This window comes from Streptomyces rimosus subsp. rimosus, from assembly GCF_000720725.1.
Taxonomy (GTDB): domain Bacteria; phylum Actinomycetota; class Actinomycetes; order Streptomycetales; family Streptomycetaceae; genus Streptomyces; species Streptomyces rimosus_A.
Genome location: NZ_JOCQ01000051.1, coordinates 1 through 22,718, shown reverse-complemented (window position 1 = coordinate 22,718; position 22,718 = coordinate 1). Strand labels below are relative to the sequence as shown.

At 70.9% G+C, this 22,718-nt stretch carries 19 protein-coding genes and 5 pseudogenes; 15 read left to right on the top strand and 9 right to left on the bottom strand.

The genetic code is table 11. The features are described 5' to 3' along the window. Positions 1-31: 31 nt before the first annotated feature. The gene (locus IH45_RS01000000144075; RefSeq protein WP_158813259.1) at positions 32-835 is read left to right on the top strand and encodes a hypothetical protein; all 804 of its coding nucleotides are present in this window, start codon (positions 32-34) and stop codon (positions 833-835) included. A gap of 72 nt (positions 836-907) precedes the next feature. After that, positions 908-1,492 carry a hypothetical protein gene (locus tag IH45_RS0124940; RefSeq protein WP_030672599.1) on the top strand — a complete coding sequence of 195 codons (585 nt, stop codon included), beginning with the start codon at positions 908-910 and terminating at the stop codon, positions 1,490-1,492. A 19-nt stretch (positions 1,493-1,511) separates the two neighbouring features. Here the strand turns inward: IH45_RS0124940 and IH45_RS0124935 are convergent, their stop codons facing one another. Next, complete coding sequence (locus tag IH45_RS0124935) at positions 1,512-2,000, bottom strand: macro domain-containing protein (RefSeq protein WP_030672597.1); 489 nt, start codon at positions 1,998-2,000, stop codon at positions 1,512-1,514. A 73-nt stretch (positions 2,001-2,073) separates the two neighbouring features. Next, the gene (locus IH45_RS0124930) at positions 2,074-2,763 is read right to left on the bottom strand and encodes an SDR family NAD(P)-dependent oxidoreductase (RefSeq protein WP_234440658.1); all 690 of its coding nucleotides are present in this window, start codon (positions 2,761-2,763) and stop codon (positions 2,074-2,076) included. A gap of 231 nt (positions 2,764-2,994) precedes the next feature. Here IH45_RS0124930 and IH45_RS1000000151085 point away from each other — a divergent pair, with 231 nt between their 5' ends. Both IH45_RS1000000151085 and IH45_RS0124920 read left to right on the top strand, forming a co-directional pair. Then, positions 2,995-3,219: a winged helix-turn-helix transcriptional regulator gene (locus tag IH45_RS1000000151085; protein WP_394298710.1), complete on the top strand. Its 225-nt coding sequence runs from the start codon at positions 2,995-2,997 to the stop codon at positions 3,217-3,219. A gap of 145 nt (positions 3,220-3,364) precedes the next feature. Beyond that, positions 3,365-4,489 (top strand): NAD(P)-dependent alcohol dehydrogenase, encoded by a 1,125-nt coding sequence (locus IH45_RS0124920; protein ID WP_050515158.1) that lies wholly within the window; start codon positions 3,365-3,367, stop codon positions 4,487-4,489. On the opposite strand, the pseudogene IH45_RS1000000146850 reads toward IH45_RS0124920, so the two are convergent. The 4 genes and pseudogenes from IH45_RS1000000146850 to IH45_RS0124905 form a co-directional block, all read right to left on the bottom strand. Further along, positions 4,486-5,273, bottom strand: a pseudogene (locus tag IH45_RS1000000146850) (helix-turn-helix domain-containing protein). The gene IH45_RS0124920 and the pseudogene IH45_RS1000000146850 sit on opposite strands and share 4 nt — an antisense overlap. Then, a complete protein-coding gene (locus tag IH45_RS0124915) occupies positions 5,270-6,448 on the bottom strand; it encodes a Cmx/CmrA family chloramphenicol efflux MFS transporter (RefSeq protein ID WP_030672587.1) in 1,179 nt (392 codons plus the stop codon). The pseudogene IH45_RS1000000146850 and the gene IH45_RS0124915 overlap by 4 nt, the downstream one beginning before the upstream one ends. Before the next feature lie 266 nt (positions 6,449-6,714). Then, positions 6,715-7,824, bottom strand: a complete 1,110-nt coding sequence (locus IH45_RS0124910) for a M20 family metallopeptidase (protein WP_032918284.1) — start codon at positions 7,822-7,824, stop codon at positions 6,715-6,717. A gap of 104 nt (positions 7,825-7,928) precedes the next feature. Next, a complete protein-coding gene (locus IH45_RS0124905) occupies positions 7,929-8,510 on the bottom strand; it encodes an LppU/SCO3897 family protein (RefSeq protein WP_050515157.1) in 582 nt (193 codons plus the stop codon). 219 nt (positions 8,511-8,729) lie between these two features. Between IH45_RS0124905 and IH45_RS0124900 the strand changes: the two genes are divergently transcribed. From IH45_RS0124900 to thrS, 5 genes are all read left to right on the top strand, one after another. Continuing rightward, positions 8,730-10,448, top strand: a complete 1,719-nt coding sequence (locus tag IH45_RS0124900) for a M48 family metallopeptidase (protein ID WP_030672578.1) — start codon at positions 8,730-8,732, stop codon at positions 10,446-10,448. Between the two features lie 122 nt (positions 10,449-10,570). Next, positions 10,571-11,626, top strand: a complete 1,056-nt coding sequence (locus IH45_RS0124895) for a DUF4034 domain-containing protein (protein WP_234440657.1) — start codon at positions 10,571-10,573, stop codon at positions 11,624-11,626. An 88-nt stretch (positions 11,627-11,714) separates the two neighbouring features. Then, entirely contained in the window at positions 11,715-12,635 is a 921-nt protein-coding gene (locus tag IH45_RS0124890) for a DUF4190 domain-containing protein (protein ID WP_030672571.1), read from the top strand. 129 nt (positions 12,636-12,764) lie between these two features. Further along, positions 12,765-14,138 (top strand): TolB family protein, encoded by a 1,374-nt coding sequence (locus tag IH45_RS0124885; RefSeq protein WP_030672568.1) that lies wholly within the window; start codon positions 12,765-12,767, stop codon positions 14,136-14,138. Between the two features lie 144 nt (positions 14,139-14,282). Beyond that, the gene (gene thrS / locus IH45_RS0124880; RefSeq protein WP_394298709.1) at positions 14,283-15,599 is read left to right on the top strand and encodes a threonine--tRNA ligase; all 1,317 of its coding nucleotides are present in this window, start codon (positions 14,283-14,285) and stop codon (positions 15,597-15,599) included. 30 nt (positions 15,600-15,629) lie between these two features. Here thrS and IH45_RS1000000150155 read toward each other — a convergent pair. Continuing rightward, positions 15,630-15,914: pseudogene (locus IH45_RS1000000150155) on the bottom strand (alpha/beta hydrolase); the annotation flags it as partial. A 393-nt stretch (positions 15,915-16,307) separates the two neighbouring features. Between IH45_RS1000000150155 and IH45_RS0124870 the strand changes: the two are divergent. From IH45_RS0124870 to IH45_RS1000000150665, 6 genes and pseudogenes are all read left to right on the top strand, one after another. Next, on the top strand, positions 16,308-17,393 hold the full coding sequence (locus IH45_RS0124870) for a class I SAM-dependent methyltransferase (protein WP_030672558.1): 1,086 nt from the start codon (positions 16,308-16,310) through the stop codon (positions 17,391-17,393). Beyond that, positions 17,390-18,130, top strand: coding sequence for an HAD family hydrolase (locus IH45_RS0124865; protein WP_050515156.1), 741 nt, complete (start codon positions 17,390-17,392; stop codon positions 18,128-18,130). The genes IH45_RS0124870 and IH45_RS0124865 overlap by 4 nt, the downstream gene beginning before the upstream one ends. A gap of 191 nt (positions 18,131-18,321) precedes the next feature. Further along, a complete protein-coding gene (locus tag IH45_RS0124860; RefSeq protein ID WP_158813257.1) occupies positions 18,322-19,278 on the top strand; it encodes a 2OG-Fe(II) oxygenase family protein in 957 nt (318 codons plus the stop codon). 40 nt (positions 19,279-19,318) lie between these two features. Continuing rightward, positions 19,319-20,338 carry a DMT family transporter gene (locus IH45_RS0124855; protein ID WP_063763048.1) on the top strand — a complete coding sequence of 340 codons (1,020 nt, stop codon included), beginning with the start codon at positions 19,319-19,321 and terminating at the stop codon, positions 20,336-20,338. 207 nt (positions 20,339-20,545) lie between these two features. After that, a pseudogene (locus tag IH45_RS1000000150865) lies at positions 20,546-21,068 on the top strand (EamA family transporter); the annotation flags it as partial. A gap of 45 nt (positions 21,069-21,113) precedes the next feature. Next, complete coding sequence (locus IH45_RS1000000150665) at positions 21,114-21,509, top strand: contact-dependent growth inhibition system immunity protein (RefSeq protein WP_032918279.1); 396 nt, start codon at positions 21,114-21,116, stop codon at positions 21,507-21,509. A 43-nt stretch (positions 21,510-21,552) separates the two neighbouring features. Here the strand turns inward: IH45_RS1000000150665 and IH45_RS1000000150150 are convergent. Both IH45_RS1000000150150 and IH45_RS0124835 read right to left on the bottom strand, forming a co-directional pair. Next, a pseudogene (locus IH45_RS1000000150150) lies at positions 21,553-22,106 on the bottom strand (transposase); the annotation flags it as partial. A gap of 323 nt (positions 22,107-22,429) precedes the next feature. Then, positions 22,430-22,718, bottom strand: a pseudogene (locus IH45_RS0124835) (NADPH-dependent FMN reductase); the annotation flags it as partial.

Genomic DNA, 22,718 nt, shown 5'->3' with positions numbered 1-22,718 from the left:
GTTGCGGACCTGCAAGGAGAGACGGCGAACCATGACGACGAGAGCGGACACGTCCCCCGGAACGGACGGGCCGTCGCTGCCCCGGACCCGAGCCGGCCAAGGCCCCCGCCGGCCTCCGGGCCGGTCGCCGGTCCGGGTGAGGCTCACCGGCGTCCTCCTCATCGTGCTGGCCGCCATGTCGGCACTGGGCTGCTACTTCACCTTCGCCGCGTGGCTGCCCTCGGACATCAAGGACTACCGGGACTACGTGGCGGCCCGGCCGTGCCCCGCCGACGCCCGGGGGAAGGCGGCGTACGACTGCCTGCGCACCGTCTCCTTCACGGTCGAGAACACGGTGATCAAAGACGGGCGGAACGGCAGGCACGAGGCGACCCTGTCCGGCGCGCCGGTCGGGAACGGCGTCACGGACTTCGGTGGCTCCGAGCCGGTGCTGGAGACGCTCAAGCCGGGGGACCGGATCACGGGTACGGTCTGGCGAGGCCTCGTCATGACGATCAGCAAGGCGGGCGCGGAGCAGACCACCTCCGACGCACCGCGCGACGAGCCCCAGATAACAGCCGCCTTCGGCACGTTCCTGGGCCTGCTGACCGCCATGAGCCTCGTCTTCGGCGCGGTCCGGCTGCTCAGCCCCCGCGCCCACGAGCCCTTCACCTGGCGCCCGTACGGCAGGCCCCTGCTCATCGTCATGGCAGTCGCCTGCATCCCCGTGGGTTTCCTGTTCTGCCTGCTCGACCTACCGTGGTGGCTGGTACCGGCCCTTTCCGTACCGGCGGTGGCGTACACGGCCTGGGCGTTCTACCGGTACCGGCAGCAGCAGGCGGCCCGTGGCGCGTGACGGGGCCGCGGACGCGGGGCGGTTGTTCGTCCTCGGCGTCGATTGTCAGTGGTGCCCGCTACGGTCCGGGACATGACCTCAAGTGCTCCGCTGCTCGACACGATCCGGAACTCCCCGGACACCGCCCGGTTGCTGGCCGCCTTCGAATTCGACATCGAGCGGAAGTCGTCCGGCGCCGGACTGCGGCTTGCCTCGGGTGCGCCGTTGGAGCCCATAGCAGGGGATTTCACCGGCGGGGCGTACTTTCTGTGCGCCGAGGAGGACGGCGGCGGCCGCCGTCCGGTCGTGTTCGCGAGTTCCGAGGGGCAAGGCGGGCTCATCGCCGACGATCTGGCAAGCGCTCTGGAAATCATCGTTGGGCTGGAGTGGCGGGCCTGCCTCGGTTATTCCGGCGGTGGCGACGTGGAGGTCATGCAGGCCTCCGCCCGGCACCTCGAACGGCGCCGGGCCAGGGACGAGCCGGATATAACCGAGGACCGCGTCCGCATTGCCGCTGCCTTGTCCCTGCGAGTGCCCCCTGTCGCCGACCTCGTGACCCACTTGCACCAGGCCGCCGCGCGGAGCGAACCCGATTACGTGGTGGCGACGGAGGACGGGGAGACCTACGGCCCGCTGTTCGGCGAGTACACCGAGCCGCGGCTCGGGGGCTGGGACTGATTCACCGTCCGTGCGCCGCTCAAGCAGTGGCCGCCGGTGGGGCGTAGACGGTGGTGGGGACGCCGCGGGCGCACAGGGTCTTGCTGATGATCGGCTCGATGCGTTCCCACCTGCCGCCGGCGAGGCCGCAACCGATGCGCGGCATGTGGACGGAGGCGTGGTGGGCTAGGGCCTGGTCGGCGACGGTGTGCAGGCAGCGTTCGACGGCCTCGTAACGGATGGGCGGGCCGCCGCTGCCGGTCTTGATCCCGCGTTGCGCGACCATGTTGGCGACCCATATGTCAGGCCGGACCTGCACCAGCTGCACCGCCCCGAGCGCGAAGTCGTTCTCGGCGCGCGCACGGTGCCAGCGGCGGTACGCACGCTCCGGCTCGGTCCAACGTCGCGAGATTGCCAGGACGAAGCCCTTGCCCCAGCCGCCCAGGTCGTTGCAGACATGGGCGATGATCTTCGGGCCCTTGGCCTGGGGGTCGGTCGCGTCACCAGCAATGATCTTGAGAGATTCCACGGCGCCATGGTGTCTCGACCGACTGCCGGGCGTCCAGCGAAATCCCCGGTGGCCGGGGGAGCGGACGCGGGCGTCAGGAGCTGCGCCCGGTGCCGTCCGTCGGCGTGCCGTTGGGGCCCGCCGCGTCGACAAGGGCCCGGAAGGCTGCCGGGTCGCCGATGACCTCCTCGGCTCGGTCCCGCTTCTCGTACATCCGGACATACCGGTCGCCGATGACCTGCGGGTCGGTGTCGCCGCCGGGGACGAGGCCGGAAGCGATGGTCACCGTGGCCACGTGAATCCCTTCCGGTCTCAGCTCGGCATGGAGAGCGTGCGCCCAGTTCCACAACCCCGCCATGGCCATGCCGACATTGGCCAGGAAGGGGGCCGGGACCGTGGCGGACACGCCGGTCGTGAGGAGCACGGTGCCCTCACCCCGAGCGCGCATGTCCGGCAGCACCTGCTGCACCGCCGTCACGGCCCCCAGCACCTGCAACTCGAACTGCGCGGCGACCGAGGCGACCGTGGTGTCCGCGGCGCGGGTGATCGGTCCGGTCGGGCTGGGGCTGAACTCCAGAACATCGACAGGGCCCAGCTGATTCCGCGCGGCGGTGAGGGCGGCGGTGAGCGATTCGCGGTCACGGATGTCGGCGGGGAAGGCGGCGGCTGTGACGCCCAGCCCGGTCAATTCGTCGACCAGGACGTCCAGCTTCGCCTGGGTACGGGTGATCAGCCCGACCTGAAAGCCGCGGCGACCGAACGCCCGGGCCACCCCTGCCCCCAACCCGGGCCACCCCTGCCCCCAGCCCGGGCCACCCCTGCCCTCAGCCCGGGCCCCGCACCGCAAACAATGGCGAGACGGGTCCGGCGAGTCGGAGGAAGAGGTGTGCCGGCAGGTGCTGCAGATCCTCGCCCGGATCGGCGACAAGTGGAGCATCCTGGTCATCGGCCAACTCCGCGACCGCACCCTGCGCTTCGCGAACTGCACCGCGCGGTCACGGGCATCTCCCAGCGTATGCTCACCCTGACTCTGCGTCAGCTGGAGCGGGACGGCCTGCTCACCCGCACCGTCCATGCCTGCGTGCCACCGCGCGTCGACTACACGCTGACTGCGCTCGGTACGACCTTGCTGGACGCCGTCACCGCCCTGGGCGCGTGGGCCACCGAACACCGGACGGAGATCGGTGACAACCGGCGCCGTTATGACGAGGCTCAGGCGGCCGGTTCCGCCGCCTCCTGACGCAGGCCCGCGCCACCGCCCGCGTCGGCCCAACAGCGGTACCGGTACGGGTAGCGTGCCTTGAGGATTCGGCAGGGGCAGGGGAGATGGCAGGGGAGACACGTCTTCACGCCCATGACTAGTGAAGGAACGTGGGGAAGTACGCATGCGGATACAAGCGGCTCTGGTGGAGGCCCCCGGCGGCCCCTTCGTCACTCGGGAGCTGGAACTCGAAGCGCCGAGGCCGGACGAGATCCTGGTGCGGATCACGGCCGCGGGGATCTGCCACACCGACCTGAGCATGCGGCGGATGTGGCCTGCGCAGCGGCTGCCGATGGTCTTCGGACACGAGGGGGCCGGTGTGATCGAGGCGGTGGGCGACGCGGTGGCCGGCTTCGCGCCCGGCGACACCGTGTGCCTCACGTACCGCAGTTGTGGCGCCTGCACGCAGTGCGCGGCGGGGGAGCCTGCTTACTGCGAGGACGCCGGGGCCCTCAATGCCGGTGGCTGCCGCCCCGACGGCAGCAGCCCGCTCTCCCGTGCGGACGGCGCCCCGGTCTTCGGCAACTTCTTCGGGCAGTCCGCTTTCGCGTCGCACTGCCTCACCACCGAGAGCAACACCGTCAAAATCCCCGCGGATGTCCCCGCGGCCGTTGCCGCTCCTCTGGGATGCGGCGTCCAGACGGGCGTCGGCACGGTCCGTACGGTCCTGTGCCCGCCACCGGGCTCCACACTGGCCGTCTTCGGCGCCGGCGGCGTCGGCCTGAGCGCCGTCATGGCCGCCGTCGCCGACGGCTGCACCGTCATCGCCGTCGAACCCGTCGCCGCGCGCCGCACGCTGGCCATGGACCTGGGCGCCTCGGCGGTCATCGACCCCACCACCGAGGACGACGTGGCGGCGGCCCTCCGCGATCTCACTCACGGAGGGCCGCGCTACGCGATCGACACGACCGGAAAGGCGGCCGTGGTGTCCCAAGCAATCGGCGCCTTGCGCAAACGCGGCACCCTCGCCCTGGTCGGCATCGGTACGGCCCAGTTCGACACCCTGCCGGTTCTGACCAAGGGCCTCACCCTGCGCGGAGTGACCGAAGGCGACGCCGTACCGGCCAAGGCCATTCCGGAACTCATCGACCTTTACCGGCAGGGCCGGCTTCCGCTCGAAAAACTCATCACCGAGTTCCCATTCACGGATATCGAGGCCGCCGCGGAAGCCGCTGCCACAGGGCGCGTCGTCAAGCCTGTCCTCCTCGGGCCCGCCGCTGCCGGGCCTGCTCCCGGCGACAGGCCCTAGGCGTTGCGGGACATGACGTTGGTGACGCTCGCGTGGAGGCGTGAAGCTGGAGGACGGTTTCCGGCGGCGGTGTGAGGCCGGTGGTAGTTGTAGTGGACGTTCCAGACCGCGATCGCCCGAGCCCGTTCTGCTTGCTGAGGAACGTCACGGTGGTGGCGGCCTTCTCGTCGGGAAGGGGCTCGGTGTAGGCCAAGCGGGAGAATCCGTCGCCGGCAGAGTGCAGGTAGACGTACCCGCCCTTGGCGCCACCGGTCTTCGCGCGCTGTGCGGCCCCGGCTTGCTCGGAGCCGCGTCCGTGGGCCCGCCACCCGCCGCCGTCGGGGATCTGTCCGAGTTTCTTGACGTCCAGGTGGACCATGTGGCCCGGGTAGCGGGCCACGATCCATTTCGACGGGCGCCTGTTGGCCGAGCCGTCGGGGTCGGGGAACCGGCGGTGATGGATGCCCAGGCGTGCCGGCCACCGGCCTACGGTGCGCTCGCTGATCCGCACGCCTTGGTTCGCGAGTTCGAGGGTGATCCGGCGGGCGGACCACTTGTTGTTCCGCCGCAGATGCTCGATCCGTTCGACGACATCGGGTGGGGTCTGGGTCGGTGAGGACCGCGGGACGCTTGAGCGGTGCTGCAGCCTGACTTCGCCGTGCGTGTCGTACCGGTTCTTCCACTTGGAAAGGCAGGCGCGGGAGACACCCGCCTCGGCGGCGACGTGCGAGACCGGACGGGTGCGGCAGCGCTCCACGAGCCTTCGGCGTCCCTCGCTGTTCAAGGGGGCGTTCGCATGTGTCACCGGAGCACCTCGATGCTCCGGCCGGCCGTGATGGCGGTGAGGAAGGGGAACGCGATGAGCAGCGCGACCGCGACGAGGAGTCCACTCGCCCAGAGCGGCCCGAGGGGCCCGGCTTCGGTACTGAGGGTGGCCGCTGCGATGACGGGGCCGGCCGCGGCACCCACGTTGAGCGCCGCGGTCGCATACGAGCCGGCCATGGTGGGGGCCTCCGCGGCCTCGTAGAGGACCCGCGTAATCAGCGTGCTGCCTAGCGCGAACGACAGTGCGCCTTGCACGAACACGAGGATGAACAGGGCGACCGGCTCGTTGGCCACCATCGCCAGGGTCGGCCAGCCGATGAGCAGCAACGGACCGCCGACTGCGACGATCGGACCGGGACGCCTGTCGGACAGCCGGCCGGCGACGGTGACGCCGACGAAGGAACCGGCACCGAAGAGCATTAGTGCGACAGAGATCCACAACTCGTCCAGCCCGGCGTTGTCGGTCACCACGGGGGCGAGGAAGGTGAGGCTTCCGAAGGTCGCCGCGTTCACCAGTGCGCCGAGCAGCATCACCAGGATCAACGGCTGCCTTGTGAGCTGGGCGAGCTCCGCTCGCAACGCCGGCCTGCCAGTCGCCTTATCCTCATCACGTTCTGCTGGGGTTCCCCTCAGGATGCCGAGAGCTGCAGGCAGGCAAAGAGCGGTGACAGCCCAGAATGTGGCCCGCCAGCCGAGCAACGTGCCGAGCACCGACCCACCAGGGACACCGGCGATCGTGGCCACCGTCGTGCCTGACAGCAGCACGGCCAGCGCGCGTCCCTTCCTGTCGGGTGAGACCAGCGTGGCCGCAGCCGTCAGAGCGACGGCGAGGAACCCTGCGTTCGCGAGCGCGGCGACGACTCGGGTGGCGAACAGGGTGGGGAAGCTCGTGGTGATGGCGCCCACGGCGTGAGCTGCCGCGAAAACGAGGACGAACCCGAGAAGGCTGGAGCGCCTGGGCCAGTTACGGGCAAGCGCGGCCACAAGGGGGGCGCCGGCGGTCATGCCGATCGCGAAGGCCGAGGTGAGGACGCCTGCTGTCCCGACTGTGACGTCAAGATCTGAGGCGATGTCCGGCAAGAGGCCGGCGAGCATGAATTCCGAGGTGCCCATGGCGAAGACCGCCACGGCAAGCAGGTACAGCGGGAGAGGCATCGAGTGGCTCCGAGGTGAGGAGAGGCACGAGAAGGTCATCTCGTCACCGCGGCCAGCCCCGAGCGCACACTCGGCCTACCGCAGAAAGCGGCGGGCCGACAGGGCTACGAGCTCAGTGGTTCAGGGGGCTGACGGCGTGACCGAAAGCCCCCACCTTGTCTGACTCAGGACTCAACATGGCCCGCACGCTACCCGACCGATGCCCGTCGAAGCATCTTCGTTTCACGGGCATCGGCCTGTGTCACCAACGTCATGTCCCGCAACACCTAGGCGTCCCGGCCCGAGCGCCCCTGGCCGCGGTCGTCGCAGTCGTCGTGTACGGAGCGGATCGCGTGCACCAGTCCCGCGACCAGGCGCGCCCGCTCGGCCATGGCGCCGACCACCAGGTATTCGTGGTCGGCGTGGGCGCCGCCGCCCACCGCTCCGAGTCCGTCGAGTGTCGGTATGCCCAGGGCGGCCGTGAAATTGCCGTCGCTGCCGCCGCCGACCGCCACTCCTCCGATGCCGGGAAGCAATTGCTTTGCCAGCGCGAAAAGTCCGGCCGACGCGGATTCGGGCATCGGGGGACGGCCGATACCACCCCGGACGGTGATGTCCGCCTCGTCGAGATGGGGGGCCAGCGCCGCGAAAGCCGTCTCGACGCGCTCCTTTTCGGCGGCCGTCTCGACCCGTACGTCCACGGTGATGGTCGCCTCCGCGGGGACGACGTTGTCCAGGGTGCCGGCGGACGCGACGGTCGGGGTGACCGTCGTACCGATGCCGGGGCGGCCGAGCGCCGCGATGTCCAGCACCTGGTGGGCCGCTTCGACCAGGGCGTTGACGCCCGCCGCGGGCTCAAGGCCAGCGTGCGATGCCCGGCCCGTGACGGTGACGTGGAAGGTGCCGCAGCCCTTGCGGCCGGTCTTCAGGGCTCCGCCGTCCCCGGCGCCCTCCACGACGAGGACCGCGCCGCAGGCGCGGGCCCGTTCCTCGATGAGGCTCCGGGAGGAGTGGGAGCCGACCTCTTCGTCGGCGGTGACCAGAATTTCGACGCCTGACCGGTCATCGAGCGATGCCACGGCGTGAATCGCCTGGACCAGGCCGCCCAGCATGTCGAAAACGCCGGGTCCGGTCGCCCGGCCGTTTTCGACCGTGAACGGGCGGCGGGCGAGGGTGCCGAGCGGAAAGACCGTGTCGTGGTGCCCCACGATCAGTACGCTCGGATCGCCGCCGGCCGACCAGTGGACGTGCGGCCCGGCTTCGCTCTCGATGAGGGCGGCCCGCCCGCCCAGGCGGTCTTCGAGGACGGCGGCGACCGTGCGCGCCGATGCCGCCAAGGCGTCGAGATCGCGCGACGGGGACTCGATTTCGACGAGCGTTCTCAGGTCGGCGAGCATCGCGCCGGTGTCGATGGTGGAGCCGGTGTCCGTATCGAAGTCGGTGCCGGGGCCGGAGTGGCTACCGATGGGCTTGCGCAGCGTCATGGCGTGAGCGTACGGGGTCACCCGTTGGCGTCGACGCGCGTCATGCACAGGCTCATCAGCTCGCGGTCGTACTTGCCGAGCATCCGGTAGTAGGCCTGTCCGGGCTCGCAGCCGGTGCCCGCGCCGACCTTGGCCACCTTGTACTTCGCCTCCGGCTTTCCGCAGTCGATGATCTTCAGCTCCGGCTCCTTGTCCGTACCGCCCGTCTGCTGGAGGCAGTCGCCGACCTTCGCGGCCGAGACGCTCTGCGGGTCGGCCTTGGGCCGCTTCCTGCTCTCGGCGTTGTACTCGTCCTGGTGCAGCACCACCCACGCGCCGATCCCACCGAAGATCAGCAGGACGATGAGCGCCCGCACGATGCCGGGGATACGCACCTGCCGCGGCGGACGCCCTCCGGGACCGTTGGGCACCTGGCCGTTGGGCACCTGCCCGTACGGTGCTTGGCCGTACGGGGGCTGCGGGGCCTGTTGATACGGGGCCTGCGCGTACGGGGGCTGGCCGTACGGCGCTTGGCCCTGCGGCGGCGGGCCCTGCGGCGGCTGTGCGGGGTGGCCGTACGGGGGGTAGCCGCCGTTGTGCGGTGGGGGAGGCATGGACATGAAGGGTTCCCTCGTTGGGTGGAGACGCGCGTGCCGGGCACGCAGGCCGAAAAGTGGATCACCGCAGATTAGCCCGCGACCGTCCGCACCTTGGCATGACCCTGGCATGCACCGTTGACCCGGCCCGCCACCCGGCCACCGAAAAAAGTGCGTGCATCACTCAAATCGCACATATGATCCTCTCGCTCCGTTTTTCTGTTTGTGGGGGGACTCTGCCCTGTGGGCACATCTCTGCGCGCGCTGCGCGCACTGGTCCTGCTGGCCGGTTTCTACGTGCTCGCCTTCGCCGTACTGGCCCTGCTCGCCGGCGCCGGCCTCGCGGCCTGGGCCCTGGCTTCGCCCGCGGTCGCGCTCACGGTCACGGTCCTCTGCGCCCTGCTGGGCCTCCCGGTCCTGCGCGGCGTCTTCACCCTCGGTACGTCCGGCGGCAGCAGGAAGCGCGGACACGGAAAGCGGGGGAGCGGAAACGGCGTACACGAGACGGAGGGGCTGGCCGTCACCGACGCCGAGCAGCCCGAGCTGTGGCACGCCGTCCGTTCGCTCGCCGAACGCACCGGCACTCGCGCCCCCGACGCGATCCTCCTCACCGAAGAGGTCAACGCGGCCGTCCACGAGGACACCCGGCTGCTGGGCCTGCTGCCGGGGCGTCGCCGCCTGTACCTCGGCGTGCCGCTGCTGATCGGACTGACCGAACCGCAGCTGCACTCGGTGATCGCCCACGAGCTGGGCCACTACGGCAACGCGGACACCCGGCTCGCCGGCATCACCCTGCGCGGCCGGGACAGCGTGCTGCGTACGGTCGAGGGTTTCCAGGCGCCGCGGCGCAAGCTCAGGGACCGGGCGTGGGCGCGGCAGGGCCGGCCGGCCGGCGGGGCGGTGCGCAAGGGCCGGAGCATCGACCTGGGTGGCGGCGGCCGGACCGGGTTCGGTTACGGTTCGATGGCCCGGCCGTTCCAGGCGTACGCACGGTTCTACCTGCGCGCCACGCACAGCGTCGGCCGCCGGCAGGAACTCGCCGCCGACCGTGTGGCGGCCGGCGCCGCGGGCCGCGATGCCACCGCGTCGGCGTTGCGTGAGATCGCGGTCCTGGACGCCGTCCACGACTTCTACCTGAACGAGTACGTCGCGCTGGGTTCCCGCGCGGCCCTGCTCCCGCCGCCCGGTGAGGTCTGCGGCGGCGTACGGCACCTGCTCGCCGATCCGCAGCTGCGGTCCGACATGGCAGAGTTGCGCGGCGAACCGGGCCCCGGCCACGGGTCGCCGTACGACTCGCACCCGCCGGTGGCCGAGCGGATCCGGCTGATCGAAGCGATGCCCGACGACGGCCGGGCGGCGGATCCGGCGCGGCCCGCGCTGGCGCTGCTGCGCGAAACCGGGCGCGTACTGGTCGAGTTGGAGCGCGTCCTCCTCACGCCGGAGGCGCTGGCCATGGAACGGGCCGACTGGCCGGAGCTGATCCACCGGGCGACGCACGCGCTGGCGGAGGCGGGCGCGGAGGCCTTGCGCACCGCGCTGGTGGAGGCGGGCGGGAAGATGGTGCGTACACTCCCGTCGGACGCCCGGGATGCCAGGGACTCCGCAAGCGGCGCGAACGCGGCCGGCGCCGCCCGGGATCTGGCAGCCCTGCTGGACGCCATCGACGCGGGACGGCTGTGGCAGGTCGCGGACCACTTGCCCAAGTCGCCGGAGGCGGCGCGGGCGAGCGGCCGGGCGGCGCGGGAATTCCTGCGCCCGGCGCTGGAATGCGGAACGCAGTCACTGGCCGAGCTGGCCCTGGTGGAAGCGGCCGGGGCACGCTGGGCGCTCTCCTGGTCCACACCGCCACGGCTGTGGCTGCCGGAGGAGCGGGACCTGACGGAGCCGCTGGCGGCGGCCGTACGGGCGGCTCTCTCGGACGACCCGGACACGGCGCCGCTACGGACCCTCCTCACGTACTGACACGGGCGCTCTTCGCCCGTCGGACCGGCTCGCCGACACCTCCGCGCACCCGCGCGTCCACCGCACCGCGCGCGTGCCCCTGCACTTCGACCCATCAACTCCCGAACGGAACACGCCACTTCATGCACGGAATCATCCCCCTGACCATCCTCGTGGTCTCGCTCGTCATCTGGCTGGTGAAGCGCAGACGTACGGCGAAGCTCGCCGCGGCGGCCGGTGCTGACCTGGTGCCGTGGGAGAAGCAGAACGTGAACCGGTCCTTCCGGGACCCCGAAGCGGACGCCGTGGAAGCGGCTCTCGCCCGGGGCGAGTGGCAGCCCGCCGCCCAGGCGATCGCCGCCGCGGGCACCGACTGGGAGCGCCGCTCCTACCTGGTGGACATCGTCGCCGGCCGGGCGGCCCGGGACGACGCCTGGCTGCGGGCGTGGCAGGCCGCGCGCCCGGACGACCCGGACGCGGCGGTCGTACGGGCCGCCGCACAGGTGGCACTGGCCTGGGAGATACGCACCGGAGCCTGGGCGAAGCACGTCACGGGCGAGCAGGCCGCCGGGTTCCTGCGGGTGCTGGAGGAGGCCCGGGAGGACTTCGCGCGAGCGCGGAAGCTGGCCCTGCCGGGCGACCCCACCCCGTACCTCAAGGAAATCCCGCTCTACAAGGGCCTGAACGCCCCGCACGAGGCGATGCTCGCGCTGTGGAGCGAGGTCACCGACCGTGCCCCGTACCACTACGAGGCCCACGCGCACGCGCTCCAGTACTGGTGCGCGAAGTGGCACGGCTCCGCCGAGACCGCCCGCGACTTCGCGGGGCAGGCCGCGGCGTCGGCGCCGCCCGGCAGTCTGCTGACGGTCATCCGGCTGCTCGCCTGGTTCGAGCACCACCACGACGATGCGCCGTCCGAGGCGTTCGGCTGGCCGGAGGTCAGGGGCATGACCGACGCGGCGCTGGCGGATGTCGCGGCGGCGCGGCAGGACCACCCGAGGCTGGCGGAGGCCCGCCACCTGCTGGCGTACTTCCTGACCCGGCAGGAGCGGTACGAGGCGGCCATGATCCAGTTCCGGGACGTGGACGGTTATGTGGACGCGCTGCCGTGGCGCTACTTCGAGAACCCGGCGAAGGCCTTCTGCGGCATCCGGGACGCGGCACTGCGGGGCGCGGTGAGCGGCCAGGCGGCGTCCTGAGCACGGCACGAACAGCACGAACAGCACGAACAGCACGACCGGCAATGTCGACCGTTTGTCTTTTCCCCTCCGAATCCGAGGACTGTATATGAGTGTGTCCCCTCCGTCCGACGGCAAGCAGTCCGGCGAGCCGGCGGCCGAGGCCCGCGACCCGTGGACCCCGCCGCCGCCCGGACCGGCCCCGGACCCGGCGTCCGCACCCTGGACGCCGTACCCGATGGATCCGCTGATGGCGGCCCGGCCGCCGCGCAACGGCATAGGCATCACGGCCCTGGTCCTCGGCATCGTCAGCCTCGTACTCGGCGTGCTCGTCATCCTGTTCTGGATGACCTGGCTGCCGGGCCTGCTGGCCGTGATCTTCGGCATCATCGGGATGCGCCGCGACCGCAAGGGCCTGGCGACGAACGGGACGGTGGCGATGGTCGGCACGGTCCTGGGCGGCCTCGGCCTGGCGGTCTCGATCGCCTGCGGAGTCGCCGCCGCCGTGGTGGCGAAGAAGGCCGTCGACGAGACGCGGGCGCAGGTCAAGAAGGTGGAGGCCTCCGTGGAGGCGGAGCGGGAGAAGGCCCGGCAGGAGGAGGAGAAGGCCCAGCGGGAGGAGAAGGCCCGGCATCTGTCGTTCGGCGGGACGTACTCGTTCCCGGACGGGCTGAAGGTCACCGTCGCCGAGCCGGAACGGTTCGTTCCCGGGGGCCTGGCGGCCCGGAACATCAAGGACAGAAAGGCGATCCAGGTGACGGTGACGATCGTCAACACCGGCAGTCGGGACGTCGAACTGCACCCCGGGCTGCCCGACGTCAAGGACGCCCGGGAAGCCAGGGCGGAGCTGGTGATCGACGCAAAGCAGAAGATCATCGACGGCAAGCTGCAGTCCGGCAAGTCGACCGTGGGCAGGTACATGTTCTCGCTGGCGCCCGAGGCTGCCGACAAGGCGGAGGTCGGGTTCTGCCCTGATTTCTCGCGGTCTGATTTCTCCTACTGGAGCGGCCCCCTCGACCTGGGAAGCTGACCCGGCCGCGGCCCGTACCGGAATGACCGGCACGGGCCCCGGCATGGCCGGTTCCGCTGTTGCCCGAGGTGCTGCTGTGCAGTTGGCTGTCGCTGTTCTGTCCGGTGTCCGTGGGGCTGAGGAGGAACCGTGCGGCGATGGACCACCGTTCTGGCGGTGCTGGCGGCGGCCTGTGCCACGACGCTGCCCGCCGCGTCCGCCCTCGGCGCGGGCAGCAGTACGGGCGCGGGCAGCGATACGGCCACGGGCAGCGGTACGTCCGGGGGCAGCGTGCAGCGGATCAGCGTCGGCGCCACCGGGGCCCAGGCCGACGGTGACTCCTCCGGCGCCGTGCTCAGCGCGAACGGACGCGTCGTCGTCTTCGCCAGTCAGGCCCGCAATCTCGTACCGGGCACGCCCGAGGGGGCCGGCATCCAGCTGTACGCCAAGGACCTGTGGACCGGGCGGGTGGACCTCGTCAGCGCCAACCCGGACGGCTCCCCGGGGTACGGATCCGGTTACGTGCACGTGGTGAGCGCCGACGGCCGCTACGTCGCCTTCGACTCGCCGTCGAACACCCTGGATCCGCACGACTCCGGCGACGGCATGGACGTCTTCCTCCGAGACCGCCGCAAGGGCACCACCGAACTGATCACCCGGCACGACGGCGCGCCGGACGCCGCCCGCAGCTTCCATCCCTCCATCAGCGCCGACGGGCGCTACCTCGCCTTCACCTCGCTGCGCGACGACCTCGTGCCGGGGGACACCAACGACCGGGCGGACGTCTTCGTCCGCGACCGGCAGACGGGGACCACACAGCGGGTCAGCGTCGCCGGTGACGGTACGCAGTCCAACGCCGCCTCCGACAACGCCGTCATCAGCGCCGACGGGCGGCAGGTGGCCTTCACGACCGAGGCGAAGAACCTGTTCCCCTGGCCCCAGGGCGCGCCGGGCATCGCCAGGCCGCAGCCGCCGTACGTGTCGTTCGGCGTGCACGACCTGCGGACCGGCCGGACCAGGGCGGGCGCGTACAACCTGAACGGCATCCCGGCCCGCGTCCAGTACGGCCTGCACTTCTCGCCGGACGGCCGGTACCTCCTGTTCGACACCAGCGATGCGCTGCTGCCGGGCGACGAGTCCGGGTGGTGGGGTTACTACTCCCGTGACCTGCGCACGGGTGCGTACGCGCGGCTGGCGGCGCGGCCGGACGGCGGCCGTCCGACGGGCAGCATGACCGGCGAGGGCCTCAGCGCCGACAACCGGACCGCCTTCTTCACCACCAACGCCCCCGACCTGGTACCGGACGACACCAACGGCACCTGGGACGTGTTCGCCCGCGACCTGCGCAGCGGCCGGGTCACCCGGCTCGGCTCGACCCCGGACGGCGGACCGCCCGCAGCGGGCGCCTATGGGGCGTCGCCCGACCGCCGCGGCCGGCTGGTGGCCTTCACCAGCGGCAGCGCCGATCTGGTGCCGGGCGACACCAACGGGGCGACGGACATCTTCGTACGGCGACTGCGCTGACGACCGCCCCGCACCCGGGCGCGGCGGGCCACGGCGGCCGCGGAAAAATCCCGTACCGCTCGGACCTGCCCCTCTGCTACCGTCACCCGCATGAAGCGCGCCGGAATGACGACGACGCCGGAGGCAGTCCCGGCGCGCTGACACATGATCCAGCCGAAGCCCCGGGGCGAGTGCCCCGGGGCTTCGCCATTCGGTCACTCGCCCGTAGCACGCGAGGAGACCACCATGTACGACCACCGCAGACTCGGCCGCGAACTCGGCCTGTTCGGCAGCGACCCGCTGATCGGCTCCGGACTGCCGTACTGGCTGCCCGACGGCGCGACCGTCCGGCACACCTTGGAGGAGTACATCCGCGGCGCCGAACGCCGGGCCGGCTACCAGCACGTCTACTCGCCGGTGCTCGGCAAACGCGAGCTGTACGAGCTGTCCGGGCACTGGTCGCACTACAACGAGGACATGTTCCCCCCGATGGACCTCGGCGGCGAGCAGGTCGTGCTGCGCCCGAGCCTGTGCCCGCACCACGCGGTGATCTACCGCTCCCGTGCCCACAGCTACCGCGAACTGCCCCTGCGGATGGCCGAACTGGGCGGCATGTACCGCGCCGAGCTGTCCGGCGTGCTCGGCGGGCTGAGCCGCGTACGGGCGATCCAGCTCAACGACGCGCACATCTTCTGCACCCTGGACCAGGTCGCCGAGGAGGCGCGGGCCGCCCTCGGCATGATCCGGCGGGCGTACGGGGCGCTCGGCATCCGGCCGTCCCGCTACCGGCTCTCGCTGCCGGGCCCGGGCGGCAAGTACGTGGCCGCGCCCGCGATGTGGGAGCGGTCCATCGCTCTACTGACCGAGATCCTCGACCGCTCCGGCCTGCCCTACGAGGAGGGCGAGGGAGAGGCGGCGTTCTACGGGCCGAAGATCGATGTCCAGGTGACCGACAGCGCCGGACGGGAGTCGACCCTCTCCACCGTCCAAATCGACTTCCACCAGCCCGAGCGGTTCGACCTGCACTACATAGGGCCGGACGGCGCCCGGCACCGCCCGGTCATGGTGCACCGCAGCATCATCGGCAGTGTGGAGCGCGCCGTCGCCCACCTCGTCGAGGAGCACGGCGGCGCCTTTCCCGCCTGGCTCGCGCCCACCCAGCTGGTGATCCTGCCGATCTCCGGAAGCGAGGTGGCCGCCGCCGAGGCCGTCGCCGAGCGCTGTGCCCGCCTCGGGCTGCGCGCCCGGCTCGCCGGGCCGGAACGCGGCAGCCTGGGCGCCCGTATCCGGGACGCCCGCCTCGTGCCGTACCAACTCGTCGTCGGCGCCAAGGAGGCCGCCGACGGCCGCGTGGCCCTGCGCCTGCGTGGCGGGCGCCGGCTCGACCCGCAGCCCGCCGACGCGGTGCTGCGCCGGATCGGCGCCCTGGTGGACGCGCACCGTACCGAGCTGTGGGGGTGCGCTGAAGTGGACACCTGGTAGGGCGTGTTCCGGGCAGGCCGGTGCGCGGTGCTACCGCCCGGCCTGCTTGGGGCAGGTCTCGTCGGTGGGCGGCAGCGCGCCGGTGGCCAGGTAGCGGTTGACCTTGGCGTCCACGCAGGCGTTGCCGTAATCAGCGTAGAGGCCATGGTGGTTGGCGCCCTTGAGGGTGAGCAGCTTCGAGCTGGGCGGCAGGCCGTGCAGCGCGACGCTGCCGCGGTACGTGGTGCGCGGGTCGCCGGCGGCAGCCACGATCAGCGCGGGCGCGTCGTGCCCCACCTGGGTGGGCCGCTCGTGCGGCCGGTCCCAGAAGGCGCACACGAGCTGTGCCTGCCCGTCCTCAACCTGGCTGCGGGGCGCCTTTTGTGCCTCATGTCCGGTCCCGGTCGTTCGAGCCCGTGAGAGGCGCGAGACCGAGCTGGCGGACTTCGACGCAGTGTCTCGGCACCAGACGTAGTCGGCCCGCAGCGGTAACCAGAAGTACACCGCAGGGCCACCTTCGGGGCGTCGGTATCCGGCCATGTTCTCTACGACCGGGCTCGGGCCGCGCGTCCGGCCCGCGCCGCTGGTGGTTGCCGTACGGGGCCCCGGACGCGCCTCGTCCACTTCTGTATCTGACATGTCCAGTTCCGCTGAGAAGCGGTGTGGCACTTGGTGTGTACCGATGCCACAGGGGCACACAGCGATGATCCGACCGAAGGGAACCGCGGGATGATCAGTCGTACCCCGAACGCCCCCCTGGCTCCGTACGACGGCGCGGCCAGCCACTACACCTCGACGAAGCGGCGGGACCCCGTCAAGCGTCTGTGGGAGGAGCCCGTCACCCGGAAGTTACTGTCCAAGTCCTTGCAGTACGTGGGGCCGTTGGAGACGACCCGGATCCTCGATGTGGGCAGCGGCGCGGGCGAGGGGGTCAACTTCCTGCTCGCGATGGAGGAGAACCGGTCCTGGCACAGCGCAGAGAACCGGTACCGCTACTGCGGCCTCGACCTGGACGAGACGCTGCTGGACACCGCCCGGGCGCTGCACCGGCGGCGTCCCGAAGTGAGTTTCGTCCAGGCCGACATGCGGGAGTACATCCCCGACGAGCCCTACGACCTCTACTTCTCCAGCGGGGTGCCGTATTCGCATCTGGAACCCCGTGAGCTGAGGGACGTCCTGAGCAGGATCTTCACCGCCGTGCGGCGCAACCGCACCCGCTCTGTGGTGGTCGTGGATGTGCTGGGCCGGTACTCGATCGAATGGGCCGACCGGTGGGACCGGCAGCGCTGGGACTACACGATGAGCTTCTTCCAGAGAGGTCCGGCGGAGGAGGCAACGGCGCCCACCGTCCCGATGACGTTCTGGGACGCGTGGGGACTGCGCAGGATCATCGACGAGGCCTGCGCGCAGGCTGACCAGCACTACGAGGAGCTGTCCTTCCACGACCGTTCGATCATGGTCGGCCGGCACACGCAGACCAGGGAGTTCAACCCCGACATCCCGCCCTACCGGCTGCTGGTCAACCGCCTGGAGCGCGGGGACGACACGGTCGAGCCCATGGACCTGCGTTTCCCGTATCTGCCGACGGGAACGGCCCCCGATCGCGTCCTCAACTTCTTCGACGCCTTCCAGGAGCAGTGGCAGGCAGTGCTGGAGACCGACTTCGGCCGGCTCCCCGAAGGGGTGGCGGCCGCGATGCTGGCCCGTGGGCTGCGCCGTCTTGAGCACCGCATGGCGCCGGGGCTCGGTGTGGGGCATTCGCTGACGGCACTCGTCCATCTCGACGGCACGCAACCGGTTCGGAACGCACGATGACCGGTGTGGCGGCCGCCGCGCTGATCACCGATCTCGACGGCACGCTCGTCGACAGCCAGGCGCACTACCTGGCGACGGTCCGCGCTGTCTTCGCGTCCTACGGGGTTCGCCGGGTCGAGCGGGACGTCTATAACCGCTGCACCGGGCTGAGTACCCGCGACATGCTCGTTCTGCTGCGCCGCCACTATCACGTGCCCGCTCCCGCCGACGCCCTGATGGATGACATCGTCCGGGTGTACCGGGCGGGGCTGCCCGAGCGGGTGCCGCTTTTCCCGGCAGCCGCCGCGCTGCTGCTGCGGGCCCACGCCGGCGGGCTGCCTACCGCCGTTGCCTCGGGTTCACCCGCACGGATCGTCGCGGCGGTGCTTGAAGGGCACGGGCTGAGCCACGCCGTCGACGCCCGGGCAGCCGCCGAGGACGTACGCGCGGGAAAGCCCGCGCCGGATCTGTTTCTGCACGCGGCCCACTCTTTGGGGATCGCCCCCGAGCGATGCCTTGTCCTCGAGGACTCCGTGCCCGGGGTGGAGGCCGCGGCTCGGGCGGGGATGCGTTGTGTGGCCGTGCCGGATCCCGCGACGGCACACGCCCCCTTCTCGTTCGCCTCAGCCGACCTCGTCCTGCCCCGCGACGACCTCGCGCGTGTCTGGGAACTGCTCGACTGCAGCACCGACACGCCGACGCATGTCAGGAAACAGCACACCCCACGGCTCCCGGGAGCCGTACCCACCGGAGGTTGAAACCGCAGATGAGCACAGCACCTCGTCCGACGTCCCCCACAACAGAAACGGCAGGAACGACAGGAACTGCGCGAACGACAGGATCGGCGGATGCAACGGGAACCGCAGGCACCTTCGCGGATGCGGCCACCAAGCCGGTCGGCGACAAGGTGGCCGCCTTCAACGACAGCCTGGGACGGTTACGCCGCTCGATGCGCCGATCGGCGTGGAACGAGGGCCCGCTGCCGCCTGCCCAGGACATGGCCTGGCAGACCTCCCTCGTTCACAGCGACCCCGACCCGGCGGTAACGCGGCTGACCGCGGCCGACTTCGGCTACCTGCGGGCCTCACGCGGGCCGGCCGCCCGCAGCGGACCCGCGCCGGAGCAGACCGCGTACTCCGGGCCGCACCGGCTGCTGACGGACGAGGGCGTGGCCCGATTGCGCCGCGTCTGCGAGAACCTCGCCGACCGGGCGCCGGACGACGACTACATCGTCAGCCGCCGGGTGCGCAACGTCTTCGGTGCCTCCCGCTTCGTACGCGCCATGGTCAGCGACCCCGCCTTCCTGGGCCGGCTGTCCGCCATCGCGGGACAGCCCCTCATCCCGCACCCGCTGACCACACCGTCGATCTGCGCCAACTACTTCGACACTCAGGAGGTGTGCGTCGGCGACCGCAAGGAACCGCAGACCGCCCGCTGGCACTACGACGGCATGACCTACGTCTTCGTGATGCAACTGGCGGACCGAACGGAGTTTGCAAACGGCAGGCTGATGCTCTACCGCGGTACACGGGCGGACTTCGACCAGGACCGAGAGGCGGTCGCCGAACAGGGCAGCAGCCACCCGAAGGTCTTCGAACCTCCGTTGGAGCGGGCCGGGGACACCGTCTACACCCTGGGCAGTTCGCTCTGGCACGCGGTGCAACCGGTGTCGTCCGGCGCACGGCTGAGCATCATCCTCTCCTTCTTCGCGCCCATGGAGCGACACGACAGCAACCCGTTCTGGCACCTGGCAGCCGAAGACGGCATCGTCGAGGCACTCTCGGGATTCGCCAAACTCCGCAGGGCCCAGAACGATCCCCTCGGCTACTGCGCTCGCACCGGCATCGACTTCCCCCGCGTGATCGCTGAGGCGGAGCGAGCCGCGCCACTGGTCTCCCCGCACTGACCGCCTCTCCCCTCCCTCCACAGCAAGGAGCCGCCCTCCGATGCGTCACCTCTCCTGGACCAGCGGACCGCTGCCGGCGGCCGCGCTCATCGTCATGTGGAGTTCGGGATTCATCGGAGCGCGGCTGGGGACCGACACCGCGGACACGCTCACCGTCCTGATGTGGCGATTCCTCCTTGTGACCGCGCTGGTGGTGCCGTGGTGGCTGCTCGTACGCCGCCGTCGGCACCACCTCAGCGGCCGTGATATCGCGATCCAGGCGCTGGTGGGCCTGCTCGCGCAAAGCATCTATCTGATCAGCTCCGTCAAGGCCATCGAGTTGGGCGTTCCCACAGGGACGACCGCCCTGATCGAGTCGCTGCAGCCGCTGTTCGCGGGCGTCCTGGTCGGCCCGCTGCTCAAGGAACGGGTGTCCGGACCGCAGTGGGCCGGGCTCGTGCTCGGACTCATCGGCGTGGTCATGGTCATCGGCGACGGCCTGAGTCTGGCGAGCGGGCGGCCGGGATGGGTCTACGCCGTACCGTTCGTCGGCATGATCACGCTGACCGCCGCGACGCTTCTCCAGCGAGGAAAGGCCAGGGCCGTCGCGCTGGCGGACTCACTGACCATCCAGTGCTGCACCAGCGCCGTCCTGTTCGTGATCCTGGGCGTCGCCACCGGCAACGCCCAGCCGCCCCGGGACGGGGACTTCTGGCTGGCGCTGGCGTGGATGGTGATCCTTGCGACCTTCGGCGGCTACGGCCTCTACTGGCTCAACCTCAAACACCGCACGGTGACCCGGGTCAACAGCCTCATCTACCTCTGCCCGCCCACTACAGCGTTCTGGGCGTTCCTGATGTTCGGCGAGCCGGTCGGCCCCCTGGCCATGGCCGGCTTCGGCGTGAGCCTGGTCGCCGTACTGCTCGTCAACAGAGCCGAATCACCGGGTGACGCCGTCCTTGACACACCGAGGAGACCGGACGCGTCGGCCGCCGCCCCCGCGGCGGGGGGCCGCCCCCGGCCCGGGCCCGCCGTGCCACCGCACAGGACGACCGGCGAACGCAAGACAGACTCCTCATAGTGCTTCGATGCCTTAGCCATCTCGCTCGTGTGCACAGGCATTCTCGCCCACGGCCCGTTCGTGCTCGCCGACCCCGGCCAAACCTGGGTCCTGCACTACGGGCTCACCGGTACTGCGGCGGCTCTCCTGATCGTCACCTGCCGGAGCGGTGACCAGCTGACGGACGAAGACGAACCCGGCCGCCACCATCGCGTTCCGCTGTGCGTGCTCGCGGTCGGGCTGCTGCTGTGGCCCTTCCTCGGCGCGTCGTTCAGCCCGGCCGCCGTCGGTGGGGGAGCTGCCTCGGCCGCCGTGTTCGCCCTGCTCTACAAGACCCTGGCGATCGGCCCGATGCACGTGCTCTCCCCGGTGACCGCGCTGGTGTCCGCCGCCCTGCCCGTCGGCGTCGGCCTGCTGCAGGGCGAGCACCTGGGCAGGACCGGACTGGTCGGCCCGCCGCTCGCGCTCATCGCCGTCGTCCTGGTCAGCGCCGGGCTCGGCGCGTCCCTCGCGCCCCGCGCTGCTGCCGACGCTCGGCGCGGGCGCCGCCAGCACCCTGCAGCTGATCTGCCTGCACCAGGGGTCGTCCGACAGCGGCGTGGCCCCGCTGATCATCGGCAGGGCCGTCTCCTCGGCCGTCACCCTGACCGCCGCGGGCCTGACGTACCGCAGGCTGGGTACGGAGAAGCCCGCCTACGGGCTGTCGGCTGCCGCTGGCGTGCTGGAATCGATCGCGGACCTGCTGTTCCTGTACCTCAGACCGCGTTTGAGATCTCTGGCCTGGGACGATCCTTCGGTGACTCGACTTGTGAACCGTGACCGCTCCCTTGAGGAGCTTGAGCGCGATCGTTGGCCGGCCCCGTCGGGCAATGTGACCCGTCTTGTGGCGACCGTGCACGCGCTTCGGCGTAAGCCGATCGGCGAGCTGACCGTCGAGGACCTGCGCCTGCTGGTCAGGCAGGACGTGGGCCTTGCCGATGTCTTGCCGGTGGCACTGGAGGTACTCCGGGACGACCCGATGGCGGAGGGCGACATGTACGAGGGTGATCTGTTGGCCGCCGTACTCACCAGGAGTCCGGAGGTCTGGAGCGGATCACCCGAGCTCGGGCGTGAGCTTCGTCTGATCCTCTCGGAGCTGAGCGACCTGACACCGTTTCTGAAGCAAGACGTAGAACGGTTCCTGGCTCTGTAGGCCGCCGCCAGTGCCCGGCTGCCGGTGCCCGTGAGCGGGCCGCTTACGACGGTAGCCGCACGAGCGGGCGCGGGCCCGGGCGGGCTGCGGGACGGCCGCGGGTGAGACGGCGGACCATAACGCCGATCATCGCCCAGCGGATCATGGACTCCGAGTGAGCCGGACCGGTCTCGTAGTCCCGCGCAAGGCGCCGGGAGGCGGTGATCCACGACAGCGTGCGCCCGATCGCCCACCGCTTAAGCAGCGGATGCTGCGCACCATCACGGTCCTGCACATTCGCAGCGACGACGTGGACTGCCGGGAGCAGGCCGAGCGTATCGGTCAGGAGGAACCGCTTGCGGCCCTGACCTTCTTGCCGGCATCGAAGCCCCTGGTGGCGATGGGGACGGTGTCGGTGGTGCGGACGGACTGCGAGTCGATTGGCCCCGCGCTCGGCTCGGCCTTGCGGCTGTCGGCTTCACGGACCTGGCCGCGAAGAGTGTCATGGATCCGCTCGACAGTCCCGTCGTCGTGCCACCACGTGAAGTACCCGTACACGGTGGGCCACGGCGCGAAGTCCTTCGGGAGCTGCCGCCAAGCGCAGTCCGCCCAGGCCACTGGACACGGCAGGTCTCAAACACGGTCTGAGGCGTCCGGCAAGGGCACAGGGCCTCACAGACGTCGTGCACCGCCGTGGTCACGTGCCCCTCGGTGCCCTGCGCGAGCGCGCCGTGCCCCGGCCGCAGGGGTGGGCCGGAGGCCCGCGAGTGACAAGGTCGGCAGTGTCACGTGCCAGCGGTACGAGGAGCTGGTGGCCGAGGACCGGCAGTTCGTCCTGGGCGAGACGAAAATCCAGGTCATGATCGGGGACGACGCTCTGGAGGTCTTTACCGACCGCAGGAGCCGGCGCTCACGGGCGCCCGGCATCCGCGGGAGGTGGATCAGACGGCGACGGCGGCGCGGCCGGCGGCGTAGACCGCGGCCTGGGCGGCGACCCGGCGGCCGAGGTGGTCGGCGGTGGCTATGTCGGCCTTGTGGACGCCGTCGGGGCCCCGGTCGGTGTCGGTCTGGGCGCCGGCGCCCAGGTAGAAGCCGAGGCGGTTGAGGTCGTTCTCGGAGGCGGTGGTGGAGTGCCAGCCGGGCAGCAGACCGAGGTTGATCCAGTGCATGCCGTGCTGGGCGGCCAGTACGGAGAAGAACTGCAGGGTGTGCAGCTTGTCGCCGCTCTTG